Raw genomic sequence first — 12767 nt, 5'->3', positions numbered from 1 at the left:
GAATGAGATACAATTAAAAAATTTATAATTTTAGCATTGGTATTAGCAATGGGATGGAGTCTTGCTGCTTGTAGTGGAAAGCAAACATCTCAGGCAACTACTAATAATAACGATAAAAATAAAAATGAAATACATGCGAAGAAAAAAGATGTTTTACCTATCTCTGATGTTAATGATTGGAGAATTATCCTTGTAAATAGAGAGCATATGTTATCAAAGGAACTAGGAATTGAATTAACAAGTATCACCCAAAATGCGAAGCCAAATATGAAAATAGATAGTAGAATTGCAACTTCCTATCAGGATATGGTAGCAGCTGCAAAAAAAGAGGGAATCAATCTTTATTTAAGATCAGGTTATCGAGCTATAAAATTACAACAAACTTATTATGATGCTTCAGTTAAAAGCTATAAATCTCAAGGTTTGTCGGATAAAGAGGCTAGTGCTAAGGCATTGGAATATCTTCAGTATCCTGGTGCAAGTGAACATCATACTGGATTAGCGTTAGACATTATTTCAGTTGAATGGCAAAATACTGTAGAAGATTTAAATGCAAAATTTGAAACTACCGATGCATTCAAATGGTTAGATAAGAATGCTGCAGAATATGGGTTTACTCTCCGCTATCCAAAAGATAAAGAGAATATTACTGGCATTAAGTATGAGCCATGGCACTATCGTTATGTAGGAAAAGAAGTTGCCGTTTATCTAAAAGAAAAAGGGTTAACTTTAGAAGAATATAACGAAAAAATTAAGTCTGGTAAGTAAAAATATGCTTTAATTTTATTAAACATTATGCACTGCTACAAGAAAAGGTGAATCTGAGGATGTGTTAACCTTCCGCCTAGTATTGTAAAAACTGAGTATGATAATTTGAGCACGTATGAACCAGTTATCGTGTAAAAAGATGTATGTATTAAGAAATTAAAGTTAAGGATCTGATATTCATATCAGATCCTTTTTCTATCGTTCTTTTAAGAGCGACTGAGCCAAAATATTGGAATGAATATAGAAATAAAACAGCCTAAGGAATAGTAAAACGAGTCCGGGAGCCTACTCGTACGCTTCATTGGGATTATCCAGAAATAGTTGTTGGTGAAATAAGAAAGAACTGGTCTTACTCTCAAGCAAGGATTTAATACGAATGAATTGGATAAAAGGTAGTAATAAAAAACACTGCGCCTGGCAGTGTTTTTTATTATTTCTGCACATAAATACATAGTCATATTGATTAAAGTTTCACTTTATTGAAGAAAAATGCGAAAGCCATTCATAAAATATGGAAATGTTAAAATCCCTTTGATAAAATAGCAATATGTAAAAATAATTATTTGTTAATTCTTAATGTAATGAATATTCATGTTTAAATATACGAATTTAACTACATAGTTATTGTGCTAAAGGGGGAGAAAGATGTTAGATGAATTGTACAATGCTTTTTTAAATGCGTCTGGTTTTACAGAAAGTGCGAGGAAACGAGATCGGTATGATGATTTACATGATTATTTAAAAGATAAAGAAAGAGAGTTAAAGCAATTCATTCAAGAGGCTGAATCAGCGAAGAGAGAGTATGAGAGTAAAAGTAATGGCTTAGAAGCTAATAAAATTCCGGCAGTTGAATTTGAACAAAAACGTCATGAAAAGGATGAAGAATTACATACATTAGTATCCTATTTTAAAAGTGCATTAAGCGATGTTGGATCTGCAAAAAGTACAGCTTATGCAAAGTATTTGGAATATAAAGCGAAAGCAGAATCGGAGAAAGCGTCATCATACGCTGCAGCGACCAAGGCTTTTGAAGAAAAGAAAAAGGAATTTGAAAAACTTATCCATTAAGCATACAAAGAATGGAGGGAACGAACATGAGTGGTAAAGAGGTTGAAATTATAGGAAGTAACACTGCAAGTGCCATTTCTTACGCACAAAACATTGAAAATGGTATGAAGGATTCTTTAAACCAAGCGAAAGACTTAAAAGCATATGTCACAGGTGCGAAATGGAATGGAAAAACGAGAGATGCATTTTTAAGTTATCTTGATTTGATCATTCAATATAATTCAGAAATGGTAGAGGCATTTGAAGGACATACGAAAGCTTTGAAAGAGTTAGATAAAAGCATTCAAACGTACGGAGATAAATCGGAAGTAAGGGCGATAAAACAACTGTGATGGAGAAACGAGGGATAAAAGAATGGGGAAAGAAATGAGTTTTGCACCTGCTGAATTATATGTTCTCGCAGGTGCAGCTGGAGTTACGGATATATTTGGATTACCAAATCGTGACGTAATTATTTTACTTGATGAAGAATGTGTTACGAAAGCAACAACGAGCTTAAAAGAAAAAGGCTTACTTACAAGTGAAAATGGAATTACCCCTGCAGCCTTTCAAATGATTGAACTATTAAAGGAATATGAAAATTGTTATGAATACACGAGAATGAATAATGTATTAATTGGCTTTTTAAAAGAGGATAAAGACCGAGTGGCTGTATTAACGGAAATAGAGCCAAATAAAAAATACGAAATCGACTACATACCAAAGCCAGACGTATATTTTTCCTTATTAACACGCATTCCTTTCTTATTGAGAGAACCGAGGGAAATAGAAGATACATTTTTCTCAAAGAGAATGACAGAGGCAGAACAACAAACATTTGAGGAAAAAGATTTATCAAATAAAGACGTTATAGCGATAGAAACGTATACGAGGCCTCGAAGTAATAGAGGAGGAAAATGGGAATGTTTCTTATATTTCACTGAAGGAGAAGATTTCGTTCAAATAGATGTAGATCGTAATCGATATGACTGGGTGAGCCTCTATGCGGTTAATAAGAAATTGTATGACGTGTTAAAAATGCCATATAAAAAGTTAATTGACCCGAGACAATTCTCGTTAGGAGGTATTCAATAATGCAAGTATCAATGGGAGATAGTGGTTCTGGTGGAGAAGAAGTATTAGTTAATTTTCAAGAACTACTTGATATAGTAATGAAGTTAGAAAATATATATAAAATCCATGTAGACGTCATTGGAACGAATATTGAGAGTTTATTAAGTAGTGATTTTTATCAAAAAGGTGAAGCGATGAGAGTAATTGAAAAATACCCTGATATATTACACAAAACACTTGAATTGTCTGAACACTATTATAGGTCGGCGACAGTTGTAAGGGACGCATGTGTAGAAATGTTTGAAAAGGACGAACAATTACGTGAAATATTAAGTAAGTTGTAGAAATCACCATACGGCTGGGGGATGAAAACGAAATGGATGTGAAATATAGACCTGAACCATGGCAAAACATGGGAGATGGTATGAATCGAATTACAAAAGATGGACTCATAAAATTACGGGACGCAAATGAATTATTAAAAAGTATTGATGAAAGAATACGAGATTTAGACTCGGATGGTAGTATACATTTTAATCCTAAAGATCAATCGCAAAAAATCGGGGAATTACTTGATAGCTATTCGACATTACAAAAATATTGCGGAGAAGCAGGGCGATTAGTCTCTGAACATATAGATAAACCTTTTTTAGTAGAAATGGATAAATTCGCTCAAAAAATGAGAGATACATCTATTCTCAGTTTTGAAACAAATAACCGAATTGGCTCTACAACAACGACAGTATTACCAGGTGCGCATGCAGGCTACGGAAGTGTACCACAAACAATACAGAAGAAGAAAGATAAAATAACAGTAGAAGATATTTTTAGAGATTCACCTGCATTTGATAACGTACTTAGGGCAGAATACAAAGAACTAAAAAAACAAAATCCAGATGCAAAATTAAATTATGAAGAATACAAGAAAGTAGTCCCATCCACACGGGGATTTGAATACAAATCGATAGAAGATGAACAGAAAAAACTAGAAATGGTGCGAGACATAGGAATAGGCGTAGGAATCATCATCACAACAATCCTTTGTCCACCACTTGGAACCGCTGCGGCAGTTGTATACGGCGCTGTACAAATAAAAAGCGGTATCGACGGAGAAGACTGGGGAACACACCGGAAATTGAGCCAAGAAGAACGAACAGGAAACATCATTTTTGGCGGATTAGATGCAATCCCAGCTGTAGGGCTATTAGGAAAAGGAGTAAAAGCATTCAAAGGCACGAGTGAATTAGCTGATTTAGCCAAATTATTAAAATTCAAAGAAGGAATGCCTGGTTTTAATCCAAATTTGGGTGGAAATGTGGTACAATCGCTTAAGGAAAATAATCTATTAAAAAATTTAAAAATACAAGGTTGGAAAACCGTAGATAAGATTAATGATGCGGACTACTTCATTAAAGGTCTAGTGGCAAAAGGTGTGGACTCCGTAACCCCATTCGCTAAAGGTGTAGAAATAATGCCAGATGGAAGTGTCGTTAGATCTGGAACGAACTATAGCGGGAAATTCCAAGAAGCCCATGATGCCTCAAAGGCGAGTATTCAGAGTAGGATCTCGAATTTGGAGAGTGGTGGGGTTAAGGGTACGGGTGAAACGGTTAAGAAGATAGGTGATATTAATGATCCTATTAGAACATATCGTGGTGCTGATTTAGGTAAGCTAGAGGCTAAATATACTGCGGATCCTCGCTTAACTGTTGAGATGCCCTATGTTGGTAAAGGGCAAAAAAACACCAATGCAGAGGGTTGGTTACGCGATAAAGATTTTTATTGGAAAGAGATGTTAGAGAAGTACCCAGAAGCGTTTAATAGGTCAAATAGACAAAAAATAGAATTAGGATTCGCACCTATAAACAATCCAACGTTTAGAAAACATTTTCCCCAATATGATTTAAAAGAATTATATAATGACACTTTAATACATCATCACATTGGTGGTGGAGGTCAAGCTGTGGCTGTACCCTCAAAGCTACATCCAGGTTTAGGAGGGATTCATAATGCTGAGAAAAGCGCAGGAGTTTGGGGAAATGACCAAAAATATGCTGAACTATTAGAAAAATTCTTAGAAAAGTAAGGGTGATTATTTTGGTAATGAAGGATGCTATGAGCAAATATTTTAATTTAAGAAAAGAATATTTTGATAAAGGGTTAGATTTTTTATTTAAAACGCCATATAACGAAGAAGTTGATTCATTTATATATCAGGGTGAAATGGATGATGAAGAAGAAATTTCATGGAAACCTATTGAAAAAAATAATAAGAATGATTTAACGAAGATTGAGGAAAGATTTGAAATTAAACTGCACACTTCAATTGATGATTATTTTAATTCTTATTGGTTTGCTGATTTAGATGGATTTATTGGTAATCATTATATTAGGCTAGAACCTGTATTACCAAATATTGAATTGGATTCCTTCGAAAGTAATTTAGAAGGGTATAAAAACAATCATAATAAGGTTGATAAGACTCCAATAGGTGTAGAGGGGAACGGTTTGATAGTTGTTTTAGATAATGTAAGTGGTAAGGTTGAATTGGAGGATTTTGAACGAGGTTCATTTGAAGAGATTTCGGATAGTTTAGATGAGTTAATTGCTAGTTTAAAGTTACAAAAATAATATACTAAGAACATTTATATGAAAAAATGTCTGATATGAAGTGTAGCCCAAGTGTTAGATATAATTGGACTGCAGTTTTTTATAGAAAGATGTAATATAAAATCAAGCGAAGACCTACAAAATTTATGCTACTAAAAAACATATGAACTGAAAGCACTTGATTGTCAATTAAAGGCAACAAGTGCTTTTTTGCGTTTTAGCGTAGAAATAATGTGGTAGGATGACGCTTATCAACTTGCTAAGGGTAGTGGAGGTTCAGGAGTTAGTAAGGAAGGTAGTGTGGCTAAGGGTACGGGTGAAGCTACACCTAAAAAGAAAAGTGTACCGGATTGGCTTAAAGAGCGATGGGAAGCAGGGAATAATTTTAATAAGGAAAATCGTCCTCGTTACCCTTATAATGAGGTAGAGTTGGAAGCAAAAGAAGTAGGGGGTAAAAAATACGTAGTTGACTCATATGCGCACAATAAGGAAATAGTATCTAGAAAATTCACTCAACTTAGTGAAGTGCAAGAAAAGACAGCTAAGAGTTATTTAAATGAAATTACAAAAAAATATCCTTCAGGTTCTAAAATATCAAATGGTCCTTTTAATCCTAACGCTCTCAAAGGGGGCGGCTTAAAGGTGAGTTAATATTAGAAGTACCAGTTCAAAATAAACCAATTCCGCAAACGATTCTTGATGAAGCAACAAAAAATAGGATTATTATTAGGGATATTAAAGGGAAGGTGTATAATTGACTATGAAAATTTATTATTGTGACGAATGGTCGGACATTAAAAAGAAGCCTTGGAATATTTTAGATGACCGTGATGCATACACATACCATCAAAAACATGAACCATATACGGCGGTATTAACTGAAGATGAAAACCTTAAGTATATTGTAAATGTTACAAATGAATGGGTTTCGGTGGGATTTTATGATGACTTGATTCGTAAGTATTTAAATTATGATTTTGAAGTTGTGAGTGACAGTAAGATATTTTTAAGAACAGCTACGTATTGGGAATATGATGATGAAACTGATACAGAAGTAAGTAGCTTGATTTTGGGATTCCGAGAAAATGGCTATATAGCAATGGAAAAAAGGGATTTAAAGACCGGCTTAGTCGAGGAGCGTGAGATTAGCGATACCCTTGAAAGAAACTGGGATGTATTTCCTGAATTTGGTCATTATATTCATTTGTGTAGAGAGGAAAGATAATGTTTTTAGGAGCACTCTATAGTGCCAAAGCTATCTATAAGAAAGGTGTTATATATCACTAACACATAAGGCAAGCGAACTAAAGATAATTAAAGTATTGAATTAGAAAAAAGAAAAACGATATATTTGAAAATAGAGACTCCATGAAGGTAATACCATCATGGAGTACTGTGTGCAATGATAGAATAGAAAACGAAGTACGAGCTTAGGCGAGATGACATTTTACATGGCGATGAATATAAACACATGGAATGTACATTAAACTAACGAACTTGTAAAAACTCGTAAGTTTTAACGTAGTAGTTGTCATGGCATGTAAAAGGTGTCGTACTGTTAATACAAAACTTACAGATCTTATAAATCTTACAAATTTATGCTACTTAAAAACATATGAACTTAAAGCACTTGATTGTCTATTTGAGGCAACAAGTGCTTTTTTGTGTTTTAGAGTAGAAATAATGTGGTACAATCGCCTAGGGAAAATAAGACTTTAAAGAATGCACTAGATGCTATGAAAAATACTCCTATTCCAGTAGCGGTTAGGATGGTGGATACTGGAATAGGAGTGAAGCTTCCTTCAACTGTTGGAGAAGTAACTGGAAAGTTTTCAAAGGCAAGTACGGTAACTAAGGATGACGTTTATCAACTTGCTCATGGGCATAGTAAATTAGAAGGAAGTAATAAAACTAGCGGAGTGGGTAATAATAGCTCGCGTACTGACGAAATTGGAATCAAATTTAAACGTAATCGGAAACATAATGAAGATGAGTTTATATGACAATTAAAAAACCAAGAAGATGGACTGGGAAAATTGACAGTTTATGAGTTTATTTAGAATCGGAACTAATTTTTAAAATATGGGAGATCAAAACAAGCAAATTCAGCTCAAAGATTAACACGAAAACAAGCTGTGCAAGATAAAATTGATGAATTTATGGAAGAAGGTTTTTCATTTAGGGAAGCAGAAGAGCAAGCTTTAAAGTGGATAAAGGATAAAGCTACATTACATGACCCAGATCAAATTGCGGGTGGAAATCCATTAAAAATAACTGGCATGGGTGATTCTAGAATTAATTCATCAATAGGTTCGCAGTGGAAAAGCAGGATTGGTAATGTGGATAAGGAAATTAGACGAGTTGCTGACACCTTATCAGAGGAAGAAAAAAATTTGACATATCTTAATGTTAGATTGAAATCGGAGTAGGGGGATACTATGGAAAATATAAATGATTTTATATCTTTCGAAAAACCATCAACAGAGGTTATTGAAAAGTATACAGGGAAAGTTCCAGATCAAATAATAGATTTATGGAAATGCTATGGGTTTGGGAGTATGTTAAATGGATACTTAAGAGCAATAAACCCAGAAAAATATTTAGATATATTAAAGGAAAGTTATATCCGTTATGAAGAAGCTATCCCAATTTTTACAACAGGTATGGGAGATATTCTTGTGTGGGAAAATAACTATTTATTATTACTTAAGTATCGAAAAGGTACGGTAGATGTAGTAGCTGGAAAATTCAAGTTTTTCTTTAAAAATACGAAAGATGATTATTTTTTAGAGAAAGGATTGGATTGGAAGCATTATCAGCAGGCATTAAATAAATACGGAAAGCTTGAAATAGATGAATGTTTTGGTTACACACCTTTACTTGCACTAGGTGGACCAGAAAAAGTAGAAAACTTACAAAAAGTCAAACTTATCGAGCATGTTTATTTAATTACTCAATTTATGGGGCCGATAGAATAATGAAAGAAGAAACTGGAAGGTGGATTAATCCTCTTTCAGTTTTTTTATTTAAAAGGCTATTAATGTAAATGAAGCTTTAAAAGATACGATTGAGTTAATGTTATAATATAGAAATGTGGTAACGAGAAACTTGGGTTAAATTTATAAAAAGTAATTTTTTATGAATTAAGGCTAACATAAATTCCTAGTATTATATAATTGAAAATACATTAGCAAAAGGTGCGGACTCCATATCCCCAATCTTTAAAGGTGTAGAAATACTGCCAGATGGAAGTGTCGTTAGAACTGGAACGAACTATAGCGGGAAATTCCAAGAAGCCCATGATGCCTCAAAGGCGAGTATTCAGAATAGGATCTCGAATTTGGAGAGTGGTGGGGTTAAGGGTACGGGTGAAGGTGAAAAGCTTCAAAGAGGAAAATATGCAAATCGCTTGGATAAACTGCATGATAAATTTGGTAAGTTAACACCTGGACAAATTAATGAACGAATTAAGACACATTATAAAAAGGGAACACCAGATGAAATAGAAGTTAGTCCTGATTTTAGGAGCAAGATGATTACAAGAGAAAGACAGATTAAAAGAATATTGCAAAAACAAATTGATGATTTTAACAAAGAATAATATAAAATAATATTAAAAAGGATGGGAAAAAATGAGTTCTAAGTTAGATATATTAAGAGAGTATAATGAAGATATTCAATTGATTAATGCAAATGAATTTAAGAATATAAATTCACCTTTAATTCCTGCTTTATGGGTGGAAGTATTTAGTGAACATGATAGAGAAAAGAGAATCAAGAAAATTTTAAGTATATGGAAAAAATATGTAGATAATAATTTATCTAATACTATTGCTTACTTATCAGAATACCTTGAGGATATTGAACTGATGGTAAGTGAGGACACCTATTCAATCTTGTATACAATAAAAAATCAAGGTGGAGAAGATTTATATTATGAAGGAAGAAACCCTAAAGATAGTTTTAATAATGAGGAATTAGAATCTTCATGGAGAGAAATTCCTGAATCTATTAGGGACTTTTATGAAAATGTTCATAATGGATTTTATGATTACATAAGTGAATCAATGGGATTGATGCCATTAGAAGCTATAACTTACTTTGGGGATGATGACTTAGAGTGGGGGATTATAGATGAATTGGAAGAACCTATAAGGATTAATTTAAAAACATCTTTTGGATTCTTTAGTAATGGTATGGGGAGCTACATAGCTATAGATTATGAAAATTGTAAGAATGACAATGCTACTTTTTGGTCAGCTAAGAGCCAGCCTAAATATAATGTTCACTTTTGGAATTTTGTAGATGAATGGATTGTTATCGGTTTTGAATAAAAGGTTTTTAAAATTTTGATACAAAGTCTATAAACCTTTTGACGTGATTGTGACATCTGAGGGGAAATTAAAAATTTATTATGGGTATACTAAATGGTATCAATCTACTTTTGGACCGAATGACCGAGTGGATTATTTTGAATATAAATATTTAGGGAAGAAACCGAGTAATGAAAATGAGCGAAGAAAATTCGAAGAGATGAAAGAATATGAAGAGCAAAATAAATCTTAAAATATTCTCTGTTAAATTAAGGAATGCATTATTAGCGAGTAAATATGTAAAATATCCAAATCAACTAACTTTAGTTAGGCTATTGAAAAAAGAATAGTGACGGATTAATGTTACTTATAAAACAGATGAACTTAAAGCACTTGATTGTCAATTAAAGGCAACGAGTGCTTTTTTGCGTTTTAGCGTAGAAATAATGTGGTACAATCGCTTAAGGAAAATAAGACTTTAAAGAATACACTAGATGCTATGAAAAATACTCCTATTCCAGTAGCAGTTAGGATGGTGGATACTGGAATAGGAATGAAGCTTCCTTATATAGAATCTTCAACTGTTGGAGAAGTAGCTGGAAAGTTTTCAAAGGCAAGTACGGCAGCTAAGGATGACGCTTATCAACTTGCTAAGGGTAGTGGAGGGGTTAAGGGTACGGGAGAATCCAGATTAGAATATTTAAGAGGGAAATATGGCGAATTAACTTCTGAACAGCTCCATGCTAATTAATGAAAGGGCTGGTATTGCATTTCCGCAAAGGTCCACTAGGAGTCAACTTAAAAATGGAGGTTATATTGTTGAAGATGTTGACTTGTATAAAAAAATGAGTCCAAATAAGAATCGTGCTCTAGGTTTTCGGAATACCAAAAATGATGGATTGGTACAAGCGCATCATGCAATACAAGATGAATGGGCTAAGATATGGGCTAAAACAAGCGGTAATAATTATAGCAGTCGACAAGCACTATCAATATTACTCAAATCTACCTCTGGTGAACCACATACTATAATATCCGCCCTTCAAAGAGCTAGAAGAAGGAATGAAGGTTTTAGTACGGATATAATATACGAATTTAATATTAGCTATAAAGAAATGATTGAAGCGGGTGTAGATTTAAAAGTAGCAAAAAAAGTAATGCGAGAAGCATATAGATATTTTGATGGATTAGGAGGATTTAAATGATAAATGTTCAAAAATTGTCGACTTATGAATTATATTCTCCAGTTGATGAAAATGAAATTAAAAAAATTGAAGAGGAAATAGGATTAATACTCCCTAATGCTTATAAACAATTACTAAAGCATACAAATGGTTTTGTGTCCGATAATGGAGTCGTTATATTTGGAGTGGATATAATAGATGAAATGAATAAAACATATGAAGTCCATGAATATGCAAAGGGTTATGTTGCTGTAGGAAGTAATGGTGGAGGCAAAATACTGTTAATGACTGCAAATGAAAACGCAACAGCGTTAGTACAAGTTGATTCGGGGATTATGGATCCGAATTATGCAACCACAGTAAGTGAGAATTTTATACAGTGGATAAATGACGGAGCGATAGATATTGACTGTGTGGACGAAGAACAGGAAGTGTTTAAGGAAAAACTGTGTAATCTTATATTGGTAAGTCCACCAGTAGGAGGGGCTATGGATTTAAAGAAAATACAAGAGGTATTTATCATCAAAAAGGGATTGTTTGACTTATTAAAAGGATCAAAACAATTACCATTCGTGTTAATGAAAGACATACCTGTTGAGTTGGCTTTAAAAAACATAGAACTGTTAGGCGAATTAGGGGATATATTGAAAATATCTAGTACTGATTAACTGATTTTAGGGCTTAAAATAGAGGGTATTTGAATTAAGCACCGTTTAATACAATTATTAATTCAAAATAATATTGTTGGAAAATTGCTATTGGTTCCGTGTATGTCTTATATAATCAATAAATTAAACTCTTAGAAAATATTATTTGAATTTAGAGCACTTGATTGTCGACTAAAGGCAACGAGTGCTTTTTTAATAGATAGACATGTTATAATTTTATTGAGTGATTTTTCAGGCTATATAAACAATTTGAATTCAATTAATAGAAACGATGGATAACATCGTAGAAGAATGGGCAGAGATTAAAATTAATAAACCCATAATGGAGTGTAAAATATGGACTTAATTGGTATATACAATTTAATTGAAACTGAATTTAAAGTGATTAAAGGGGAAAAAGATATTATTTATGTTGCACCGGTAAGTGGAGAAGATTATCCTGAAGCTATAGTTAAGTTAACTTTCAATGAAGTAAATAATCAGTATGAGCTTTTTGAAGTTGTTAGAGGAAAAGAATACAAAGTAGATGTATTTTCAGATAAATATAAATCAGCAGTGGCTTTATATATTTTTTCGAAAAGTAAGTTAGAAGTAAGAAAATATGATGAAAATATTCAAAATGAGATTAAAAATGCAACATCATTAAGTATTATTCAAAAGATATTCAAAACTTTTTTAGATGAACAGTATTATTCTTTTTATGCACTTAAGCCAGACAGAATAATTTTAGAAAAAAGCACAAATGATAGATATAATGTATTATTTTTAGGAAAAGGTGACTCTAAGATTTATATAGATAAATCTAGAAAGTTAAATAGTGCCGCAGTTGTTCTATATAATTTTTCTTTTAAAATAAGCCAATTTTATGATTTGATTAATATGATTGGAGTAAAGACGGATTCTGATTTTATGGAAACTCTAAAAGAATTATATCTTTTGGGTTGAAAAATACAAATATATATTTTATAAATTGTTGAAAAAGCAGGTTGTTGCCTTTTCATAGATAGAGCTAGTAAGGGTAAAATATATTCTGTTGAAAATTCCTTAGATGAAATAAATGCTCTGGAAAGGTATTTTCAATGTTTTAGATATGAATAGGGTAA

General features: G+C 32.7%; 15 protein-coding genes and 4 pseudogenes. All 19 read left to right on the top strand.

Annotated features, from left to right (window positions below):
* Positions 1 to 36 precede the first annotated feature (36 nt).
* The 19 genes and pseudogenes from BHV55_RS16305 (at position 37) to BHV55_RS16225 (ending at position 12609) form a co-directional block, all read left to right on the top strand.
* Positions 37 to 768, top strand: coding sequence for a M15 family metallopeptidase (locus BHV55_RS16305; RefSeq protein ID WP_000241986.1), 732 nt, complete (start codon positions 37 to 39; stop codon positions 766 to 768).
* Positions 769 to 1413: 645 nt separating this feature from the next.
* Entirely contained in the window at positions 1414 to 1836 is a 423-nt protein-coding gene (locus tag BHV55_RS16300; RefSeq protein WP_070756763.1) for a hypothetical protein, read from the top strand.
* Positions 1837 to 1862: 26 nt separating this feature from the next.
* Positions 1863 to 2168, top strand: a complete 306-nt coding sequence (locus BHV55_RS16295; RefSeq protein ID WP_000014535.1) for a WXG100 family type VII secretion target — start codon at positions 1863 to 1865, stop codon at positions 2166 to 2168.
* Positions 2169 to 2190: 22 nt separating this feature from the next.
* On the top strand, positions 2191 to 2910 hold the full coding sequence (locus BHV55_RS16290) for a DUF5081 family protein (RefSeq protein WP_070756761.1): 720 nt from the start codon (positions 2191 to 2193) through the stop codon (positions 2908 to 2910).
* Complete coding sequence (locus tag BHV55_RS16285; protein WP_070756759.1) at positions 2910 to 3233, top strand: MFS transporter; 324 nt, start codon at positions 2910 to 2912, stop codon at positions 3231 to 3233. Before BHV55_RS16290 ends, BHV55_RS16285 begins: the two co-directional genes overlap by 1 nt.
* Before the next feature lie 32 nt (positions 3234 to 3265).
* Positions 3266 to 4975, top strand: a complete 1710-nt coding sequence (locus BHV55_RS16280; protein ID WP_070756757.1) for a hypothetical protein — start codon at positions 3266 to 3268, stop codon at positions 4973 to 4975.
* Positions 4976 to 5004: 29 nt separating this feature from the next.
* On the top strand, positions 5005 to 5520 hold the full coding sequence (locus BHV55_RS16275) for a SecY-interacting protein Syd (protein ID WP_002101116.1): 516 nt from the start codon (positions 5005 to 5007) through the stop codon (positions 5518 to 5520).
* 279 nt (positions 5521 to 5799) lie between these two features.
* On the top strand, positions 5800 to 6150 hold the full coding sequence (locus BHV55_RS16270; RefSeq protein ID WP_246874069.1) for a hypothetical protein: 351 nt from the start codon (positions 5800 to 5802) through the stop codon (positions 6148 to 6150).
* Between the two features lie 109 nt (positions 6151 to 6259).
* Positions 6260 to 6724 (top strand): hypothetical protein, encoded by a 465-nt coding sequence (locus BHV55_RS16265; RefSeq protein ID WP_042886892.1) that lies wholly within the window; start codon positions 6260 to 6262, stop codon positions 6722 to 6724.
* Positions 6725 to 7184: 460 nt separating this feature from the next.
* Positions 7185 to 7502, top strand: coding sequence for a hypothetical protein (locus BHV55_RS27550; RefSeq protein ID WP_000250842.1), 318 nt, complete (start codon positions 7185 to 7187; stop codon positions 7500 to 7502).
* 93 nt (positions 7503 to 7595) lie between these two features.
* Positions 7596 to 7928: pseudogene (locus BHV55_RS27545) on the top strand (polymorphic toxin type 15 domain-containing protein); the annotation flags it as partial.
* A gap of 9 nt (positions 7929 to 7937) precedes the next feature.
* Entirely contained in the window at positions 7938 to 8477 is a 540-nt protein-coding gene (locus BHV55_RS16255) for a T6SS immunity protein Tdi1 domain-containing protein (protein WP_000427865.1), read from the top strand.
* 194 nt (positions 8478 to 8671) lie between these two features.
* Positions 8672 to 8872 (top strand): annotated as a pseudogene (locus BHV55_RS27540) (HNH endonuclease); the annotation flags it as partial.
* Positions 8873 to 9131: 259 nt separating this feature from the next.
* The gene (locus BHV55_RS16245) at positions 9132 to 9833 is read left to right on the top strand and encodes a superoxide dismutase (protein WP_044584682.1); all 702 of its coding nucleotides are present in this window, start codon (positions 9132 to 9134) and stop codon (positions 9831 to 9833) included.
* Positions 9834 to 9870: 37 nt separating this feature from the next.
* Positions 9871 to 10065, top strand: a pseudogene (locus BHV55_RS16240) (immunity protein YezG family protein); the annotation flags it as partial.
* A 192-nt stretch (positions 10066 to 10257) separates the two neighbouring features.
* Positions 10258 to 10500 (top strand): annotated as a pseudogene (locus tag BHV55_RS27535) (DNA/RNA non-specific endonuclease); the annotation flags it as partial.
* A gap of 145 nt (positions 10501 to 10645) precedes the next feature.
* Positions 10646 to 11017: a hypothetical protein gene (locus BHV55_RS27530; RefSeq protein WP_240634808.1), complete on the top strand. Its 372-nt coding sequence runs from the start codon at positions 10646 to 10648 to the stop codon at positions 11015 to 11017.
* On the top strand, positions 11014 to 11664 hold the full coding sequence (locus BHV55_RS16230) for an SMI1/KNR4 family protein (RefSeq protein WP_044584681.1): 651 nt from the start codon (positions 11014 to 11016) through the stop codon (positions 11662 to 11664). Before BHV55_RS27530 ends, BHV55_RS16230 begins: the two co-directional genes overlap by 4 nt.
* Before the next feature lie 336 nt (positions 11665 to 12000).
* Positions 12001 to 12609, top strand: a complete 609-nt coding sequence (locus tag BHV55_RS16225; RefSeq protein WP_044584680.1) for a hypothetical protein — start codon at positions 12001 to 12003, stop codon at positions 12607 to 12609.
* Positions 12610 to 12767 lie beyond the last annotated feature (158 nt).

The organism is Bacillus sp. RZ2MS9, assembly GCF_001816185.2.
Lineage (GTDB): Bacteria > Bacillota > Bacilli > Bacillales > Bacillaceae_G > Bacillus_A > Bacillus_A cereus.
This window is presented reverse-complemented; position numbering and strand designations above follow the sequence as displayed.

Bases quoted from the DNA above. Each gene is read 5' to 3' on its own strand.
- BHV55_RS16275 (WP_002101116.1), top strand. From the start codon at position 5,005: ATGAGCAAATATTTTAATTTAAGAAAAGAATATTTTGATAAAGGGTTA.
- BHV55_RS16230 (WP_044584681.1), top strand. From the start codon at position 11,014: ATGATAAATGTTCAAAAATTGTCGACTTATGAATTATATTCTCCAGTT.
- BHV55_RS16265 (WP_042886892.1), top strand. From the start codon at position 6,260: ATGAAAATTTATTATTGTGACGAATGGTCGGACATTAAAAAGAAGCCT.
- BHV55_RS16295 (WP_000014535.1), top strand. From the start codon at position 1,863: ATGAGTGGTAAAGAGGTTGAAATTATAGGAAGTAACACTGCAAGTGCC.
- BHV55_RS16290 (WP_070756761.1), top strand. From the start codon at position 2,191: ATGGGGAAAGAAATGAGTTTTGCACCTGCTGAATTATATGTTCTCGCA.
- BHV55_RS16280 (WP_070756757.1), top strand. From the start codon at position 3,266: ATGGATGTGAAATATAGACCTGAACCATGGCAAAACATGGGAGATGGT.
- BHV55_RS16285 (WP_070756759.1), top strand. From the start codon at position 2,910: ATGCAAGTATCAATGGGAGATAGTGGTTCTGGTGGAGAAGAAGTATTA.
- BHV55_RS16225 (WP_044584680.1), top strand. From the start codon at position 12,001: ATGGACTTAATTGGTATATACAATTTAATTGAAACTGAATTTAAAGTG.
- BHV55_RS16245 (WP_044584682.1), top strand. From the start codon at position 9,132: ATGAGTTCTAAGTTAGATATATTAAGAGAGTATAATGAAGATATTCAA.
- BHV55_RS16300 (WP_070756763.1), top strand. From the start codon at position 1,414: ATGTTAGATGAATTGTACAATGCTTTTTTAAATGCGTCTGGTTTTACA.
- BHV55_RS16255 (WP_000427865.1), top strand. From the start codon at position 7,938: ATGGAAAATATAAATGATTTTATATCTTTCGAAAAACCATCAACAGAG.